Source organism: Rhizobium sp. 01T444, from assembly GCF_056398305.1.
On sequence record NZ_JBFTPD010000433.1, the window covers coordinates 1 to 511 of the forward strand.

1 protein-coding gene is annotated in these 511 nt (G+C 69.5%); it reads right to left on the reverse strand.

The window, feature by feature from the left end:
- The coding region (locus tag AC1DTN_RS39320) for a FecR domain-containing protein (protein WP_477925684.1) at nt 1-511 on the reverse strand (511 nt) is incomplete at both ends.

Genomic DNA, 511 nt, shown 5'->3' on the forward strand with positions numbered 1-511 from the left:
CCGCTGGACCGTGTGGCCGCGCCGTTCGCCTCTTCGAGATTGCGGCCCGACACGGTGAGTTGCTGGTGCGCACCGAGGCCCGCGGATTCCCCGCTCTCACCGTAGAGCGTGACGGCGCCCGAGGCCACCGCGACGCGAGTGGTGCCGGAGTCTGGGTCGACATCGATGCGGTATTCGCCCGGCGCCTCGATCACAGCCGCGAGGTTGCCTGTGTCGATCTCGAAACGCTGTCCGGAGAGGTCGTCGCGCACCCGCACCTGCAGACTGCCCTGCATGCTGGTGAGGCGTGCCGTGTCGTCGTCCAGTTCGGACAGGTCGAGCTCGGTCCGGTCGTCCAGGCGCACGGCTGCGGAGCCGACATGGAGCTCGGCGCGCGCATTGGCGTCGGTCCAGAGGCGGTCGCCGGTGGTGAGCGGACGGTTGGGAACGGCGTCATACCAGCTGTCGTCGCCGGCGGGCGAGAAGCTCACCGTGCCCTGATGGAAGTTGAGGCTGGCGACGCGTCCAGGAG